This window comes from Desulfosarcina sp. (assembly GCF_041551955.1).
Classification (GTDB): domain Bacteria; phylum Desulfobacterota; class Desulfobacteria; order Desulfobacterales; family Desulfosarcinaceae; genus Desulfosarcina.
In genome coordinates this window covers 1-6,208 of the sequence record NZ_JBFELV010000292.1, presented here as the reverse complement: position 1 = coordinate 6,208, position 6,208 = coordinate 1, and the positions used below count along the sequence as shown (strand labels likewise).

At 53.8% G+C, this 6,208-nt stretch carries 4 protein-coding genes; 2 read left to right on the top strand and 2 right to left on the bottom strand.

Going from position 1 to position 6,208, the window contains the following annotated elements; genetic code table 11:
* On the top strand, positions 1-1,621 hold a 1,621-nt coding region (locus tag ABYV26_RS18185; RefSeq protein WP_372682776.1), incomplete at its 5' end, for a DUF3418 domain-containing protein.
* Between the two features lie 140 nt (positions 1,622-1,761).
* On the opposite strand, the gene ABYV26_RS18180 is transcribed toward ABYV26_RS18185, so the two are convergent.
* A complete protein-coding gene (locus ABYV26_RS18180) occupies positions 1,762-3,051 on the bottom strand; it encodes an adenylate/guanylate cyclase domain-containing protein (RefSeq protein ID WP_372682775.1) in 1,290 nt (429 codons plus the stop codon).
* A gap of 666 nt (positions 3,052-3,717) precedes the next feature.
* Positions 3,718-4,581 carry a glycosyltransferase gene (locus ABYV26_RS18175; RefSeq protein ID WP_372682774.1) on the bottom strand — a complete coding sequence of 288 codons (864 nt, stop codon included), beginning with the start codon at positions 4,579-4,581 and terminating at the stop codon, positions 3,718-3,720.
* Between the two features lie 515 nt (positions 4,582-5,096).
* Here ABYV26_RS18175 and ABYV26_RS18170 point away from each other — a divergent pair.
* Positions 5,097-6,080, top strand: a complete 984-nt coding sequence (locus tag ABYV26_RS18170; RefSeq protein WP_372682773.1) for a TAXI family TRAP transporter solute-binding subunit — start codon at positions 5,097-5,099, stop codon at positions 6,078-6,080.
* Positions 6,081-6,208: the final 128 nt, after the last annotated feature.

Sequence of the window (6,208 nt, the reverse complement as noted above, 5' to 3'; positions counted from 1 at the left end):
GCAGCACAACGCCGGACTGGTGGAGGCGGTGCGCAACATGGAAGATCGCATTCGGCGGCGGGACATCCTCGTGGACGACGAGGTGCTGGTGGCGTTCTACAAGGAGCGGCTGCCCGGCGTGTTCGACATGCGGACCCTGAAGCATCGCATCCGCAAGAAGGGCGGCGACCGATTCCTGCGCCTGGATCGAGAGATGCTGATCCGCTATACGCCGGATCCAGATGTATTGGACCAGTATCCCCGTCAGTTGGATCTGGGCCACCGGGTCCTGACCTGCGACTATTCCTTCGAGCCGGGAACCGAGGCCGATGGCGTCACCGTCACCATCCCGGCCGAGAGTGCCGGGGACGTCCCACGACAGCAGTTAGACTGGTTGGTGCCGGGTCTGCTGAACGAGAAGATCACTGCACTGATCAAAGGCCTGCCCAAGGCCTACCGGGTCAAACTGGTGCCGGTGGCCGACACCGTGCAGACGATACTTCAGGAAATGCCCAGGGAACGGGAAAGCCTGCCCACCGCCCTGAGCCGTTTTCTCTTCCAGCGCTTGAAGGTTGACGTTCCGGCGGCGGCCTGGCCCGTGGACGCATTGCCTGACCACTTGAAGATGCGCCTGGCCATCACCGATGCCAAGGGCCGGGTCGTGGCCAGCGGCCGGGACGACAGCCTGTTGGACCATCGGGAGTCAGATCTGCTTCTGCCGGCTGGTACGTCGGCGTTGGCCAGGCGATGGGAGCGTCGAGGCATCACCACCTGGGATTTCGGAGACCTACCGGACATGCTTACCGGCGCCGATGGACGGGGCGCGCCGTGGCGCCTGTACCCCCGGTTGGAGGCCGACGACAATGAGATCCGCATTCGGCTGTTCAGCGATTTGAAGGCTGCCGAGGTCGCCCAGGCCAACGGGGTGTCAGCCCTGCTGGCCCGCCATTTTGCCGACGGTCTCAAATTTTTGAAAAAAAATTTGAAGTTGCCGGTGCTGTTGAAACGTCAGAGCGTTTATTTCGGCGGCATGGCCGCCATCGAGGGGCAGTTGTTCCAGCGCGTCACCCGTGAGTTGTTCGCGCACCCGATCCTCACGGCGGCAGACTACCACGCCCGAGTGGACGAACTGACAGCGCTGCGGGTGCACCAGTGCGGACAGGACCTGCGGGATGTGGTGGTCGCCGTGATCGAGGCCCACCACGAGGTTCGATGCCGGATCACGGAAGTGGAAAAAAAGCGCATCGCCGCACCGGTGGTGGGGCAGTTTCTGCTGACCTTGAAAAACGAACTGACCCGCCTGGTCCCCGATAACTTCGTGCTGCTTTACGACCGTCAGCGCTTGTCCCACGTGGTGCGATACCTGAGCGCCCTGTCCATTCGGGTCCAGCGGGGATATACCGATCTGGAGAAGGACCGTTCCCGGGAATCCCTGGTGGCGCCGTTTATCGAGCAGCTCAAGCGCATGCTGCAATCCCTGGATTCGTCGACCTCCGTGGAAAAGCGGGCGGCGGTGGAAGCCTTTTTCTGGACCATCGAAGAGTACAAGGTGTCGATCTTTGCCCAGGAGGTGGGGACCGACGGCCCGGTGTCGATCAAACGGCTCAACCGTATGATCGGCGAGATCGAGCGGATGGTTTGAGACAGGGGGCAAGGGGTCGAGGATCCGAGGGGTCGGGGATAATCAGGGAGTGAGATCTTTTTCCTTATGCCTTATTATCACGGCAGCCATTGTTTTTTTTCTCACGAGATGTTTTTTTGTATGATGATTCAGGTTATTTGTCACCCGCCATCATTGATAACACGATATACTCTTATGGGCCTTCGAAGGCCCTTCACCTTTATAAGCCCTTTCTCCGAACAGGAGACTTCATCTTTCACAAGCGCCCAAGTTGTATGACTGATAAGAATGCCACCTGGTTCACAGTCCTCCTCGATTTTTGCCGCAATATTGGTCTGCATGCCCATGGCTGTGTATTCCTTTCTTTCAGATGAACCATAGCCGCCAACGGTAACCATACCCGTATTAATCCCGCATCTAATTTTCAAAACGTGATCGACACCTCTGTCATACCACCTGTCATTGAGCGTTTTCATTTTGTTTTGCATATCGATGGCCATTTTGACACACCTTACCGCGTGGTCCTTGTCTGTGTTACTTTCAGGCGCCCCGAAAAACACATACAGCGCATCACCAATTACCTGAGCAAGGGTGCCCCGATATTTATTGACAATGATGTTCATCTCTTTAAGGTATTCGTTTAACAGCTCACCCATGTCCTCAGGCTCCATTGAATCAGTAGCCGGCGTGAAATCTTGGATATCTGAAAAAAACAAAGTCAATTTCTTCCTGCTATGCTTCCAAATCGAATCAATATGGCCATTGTAAATCGTATGCGCCAATTGAGGTGCCACATATTTTGAAAGCAAGCTATAGGCTTTCTCCACCTTTTTTCTTTCCTTGCGAAAGTCTGTTTCAGCACCATGCACTTTAGCGTTGAAGAAATAACAGGCAAAACTCGCCAGGGTTACGAAAATGATTAGGTTTGAGTAATTGAAAACATGAAGTATGAAGGGATTCAAGATTAAAAAAGGCTCGGAAGTCCTAAAAAAATAATCAAGCAGAGAAAAATTCATCAAACAGATAAACGTCATCAGGGCTTTAATCCAGTTGTTCCCATGGGGCATTAAAAACAGCCCGAATGGAAGTGCCAGAAGGAAATACTGAAACCCGGCATCCCATCCGATAAAAACAATACAAAGCGTCTGATGGGAACAAACCAAAATGACACTGATGATCATAGAAGAAAAATGGAACCCTTTACGATTAAGGACAATGGCAAAGATCCAAATCGATACACCGACGATGTTAAAATGGGCCAGCTGTTTGACACCAAGGAACCAAAAAAGGGGAATGCTTAAAGAATGGGCGATTAATGCAAAGTAAGTGATGATACTGTGAATGACATAATGATTTTGATTTTCAGGTTTTACACCAGGTGGTATTTCCACAATGAAACTGCGTAGCAATCGCCATAAATGATCCCGGTTTTCCATCACTGCTTCAGTCATATTTCACCTACCTAAACTTTCGCCGGTCACAACCTGCGATTTTGGAACTGATCGAAGATTGAACCCTCCCTACGGCAAGCCGCGGGAAATGTTCTGCCTGTAACGGCAGTGCTGCGCAGCACCGAAAGGTTGTCCCTACCTTAATCTGCAAGGGCATCATCCACTATGATCAAGCGTTCATATCGACAAGCGCGAAGGGCACGGGAGGATGGAGATAAGGAAATACAACGATCGATGGTTAATATTATTTTTCTTATCCCCAGTGGAGCACGCCATCAATGTAGGTATGATGTTCAGCACATCAGGACACTCGCCGGCGTGGCCATAGCTGCCCAATCAAGATGCCACAATGTAGCACTTTCAGATAAAAATACAAGATTTTTAATCGAGATGCTGAAAACGGTTTCCTTCTTAACCCAATGAAATCAAGGGACCTTAACATTTGAATGAAATGAGAGGGCCCTGCGGCACCGGCTCCTATCAACACCTGAGATTGCCTAGCCAGACACCCGGCCTCGCCTCCAACGGCAACGGATCCCCTCGGGTTAGGTTCCTATTTTCTTAACTCACTTTAGTTGTCTGAAAATACAGGGAGAATGCCGTCCTGACGCCTAACTGTAAAAAAATGGGTTGACCTGGAATTCATCATTGAATTTGAGTTTTTTGTCATTGGCCATCGGCTGATTCATACCTTCCCGCCACCTGCTCATACCGCTGCGCTTCGTCGAGCCGACCGCGCTTGCGGCATCCCTGGGCGTAGATGGTGCACTTGGTCGCCAGCATGGCCCGGGCGACATTTCTCTGATCGTGTGACAGGACACCGCTGTCAATCAGGCGGACGATGGATTGAATCCGGTATTTGTCCAGTTCAGGCATGCGTGACAGCTGGTCGTCGTGGCCACCGCGCTTGACGATCAGCGGCTGGTCGATGAGATGGATCGGGTGCTTCCAGGCGATGCGCAGCCACAGGTCGTAATCCTCGCAGGCGGGCAGGGTTTCGTCGAACAGGCCCACTTCGTCCAGCAGAGATCTTCTCATCATCACCGCCGACGGGCTCACCAGGCACAGCTCCAGGCTCCTTTCGAAGATCATGCCGGCCTCCTTGCGATGGCGTTTGCCCGGGTTGACGCGCACCCCGTTGCGAATCCAGACCTCTTCGGTCTGGCAGACGTGCGCATCGGGATGGGTTGAGAAAAACGCCACCTGGGCGGTCACTTTTCCCGGCAGCCAGGTGTCGTCCGAGTCGATCAGGGCGATCAGTTCTCCGGTCGACGCCCGGATGCCGGCGTTTCTGGCAGCGCTGACCCCCCGGTTGGCCTGCTGGATAACGGTGATGCGGTCCTTGAACGACGAAAGCAGGTGGACGGTGTCGTCGGTTGAACCGTCATCGATGACGATCAGTTGGAGATTGACATAATCCTGACAGAGCACCGATTCGACGGCCTGCGCCAGAATCCATGCGCGGTTGTAGGTGGGTAGGATCACGCTTACCCGCGGTTCTGCCGGGGTATCGGTGGGCTTTTGGATCATCAGTCGTCGCCTTTGGTCGCCTTTCCATAGGGTTGGGTTCGACCCACCGGAATTGCGGTTGGGACCCATTTTCGAAAAGTGCACCCACGTCCGGAATGGGTAGGATTTATTTTCAAGGTTGATGAATTCTTCAAATTCACTTATAATCGACCTATCTCTTGATCAAGTTACGCCAGTTCGATTTTTTCTTTACGAATACCGATATAAGCGGAATTATTCAACGCATCTATTCTGTTGGGTCCACATATTGCGCCATAAAAGGCAGGTGGCAGAGTCTTTGCTCAGGTCTGGTGTACCGACCCGTGCGCATTCTATTTGCTGAATCGATTTTGCATACCCACCCCAATAACCAATGCTGGCGGTGCTTATCGTTTTTCGTTACAGCGCTATAGGTTCTCGACGGGTATCGAGAACCAGTTAACAACATCCCTTCAGAGGAGGAAAAAACAAAAGCGTCATTACCTACCCAATTTCAAAACCGGTCACAAATTTTGACCCTACCAAAGGAGGTTCGGATGAAAAGATCATTACTCGTTGTCACGACCCTGTTGTTTGGCTTGTCACTCCTGGTCGGCTTCGGCGCTGAATCGGCGCAGGCGGAAAGCACCTTCGTTACCATCGGTACCGGCGGCGTCACCGGCGTGTACTATCCCACTGGCGGCGCTATCGCGCGCCTGGTCAACAAGGGCAGAAAAGAGCATGGTATCCGCTGCTCGGTGGAGAGCACCGGCGGCTCCGTCTACAACCTCAACGCCATCAGAAACGGCGAGTTGGACATGGGGGTGGCCCAGTCCGACATGCAGTATTATGCATTCACCGGCACAGCCCAGTTCGCTGATGCGGGGCCCGACAAGGATCTGCGAGCTGTCTTTTCCGTGCACCCCGAACCCTTTACCGTGGTCGCCCGTGCCGACTCCGGCATCAAGGACTTTATGGATCTCAAGGGTAAACGCGTCAACATCGGCAACCCCGGCTCCGGTCAGCGCGGCACCATCGAAGTCCTCATGGGTGCTCTGAAATGGACCAACGACGATTTCAAGCTGGCCTCCGAGCTGAAAGCGGCCGAGCAGGCCGGTGCATTGTGCGACAACAAGATCGATGCCATGGTCTACACCGTCGGCCATCCCAACGGCTCCATTCAGGAGGCCGCCACCTCCTGCGACGTTGTCATGGTCAGCGTGAAAGGCAAGGTTGTGGATGACCTGGTGGCCGAGCACGACTACTACCGCAAAGCCATCATCCCCGCCAGCATGTACCGCGGCACCGACACCGACACCCCCACCTTCGGCGTGGGCGCCACCTTTGTCTCCTCCGCCAAGGTGGACGACAAAGTGATCTACGAGATCGTCAAGGCGGTTTTCGACAATTTCGAGGAGTTCAAACAGCTTCATCCGGCTTTTGCCAACCTGAAGAAAGAAGAGATGGTCAAAGACGGACTTTCCGCACCCCTGCACGACGGTGCCATTAAGTATTACAAAGAAGCCGGCCTGTTGAAGTAGTTCACCCGAGCTACCCGTGTGCAGCGCCATGCTGTGCACGGGTGGTTCTCTGCAATCATTAATTCTGCAGCGAGGCTGCTTTTCGTGCGCATCAACGCGTCGACCTACATTTGGAACCACGTCCTGCG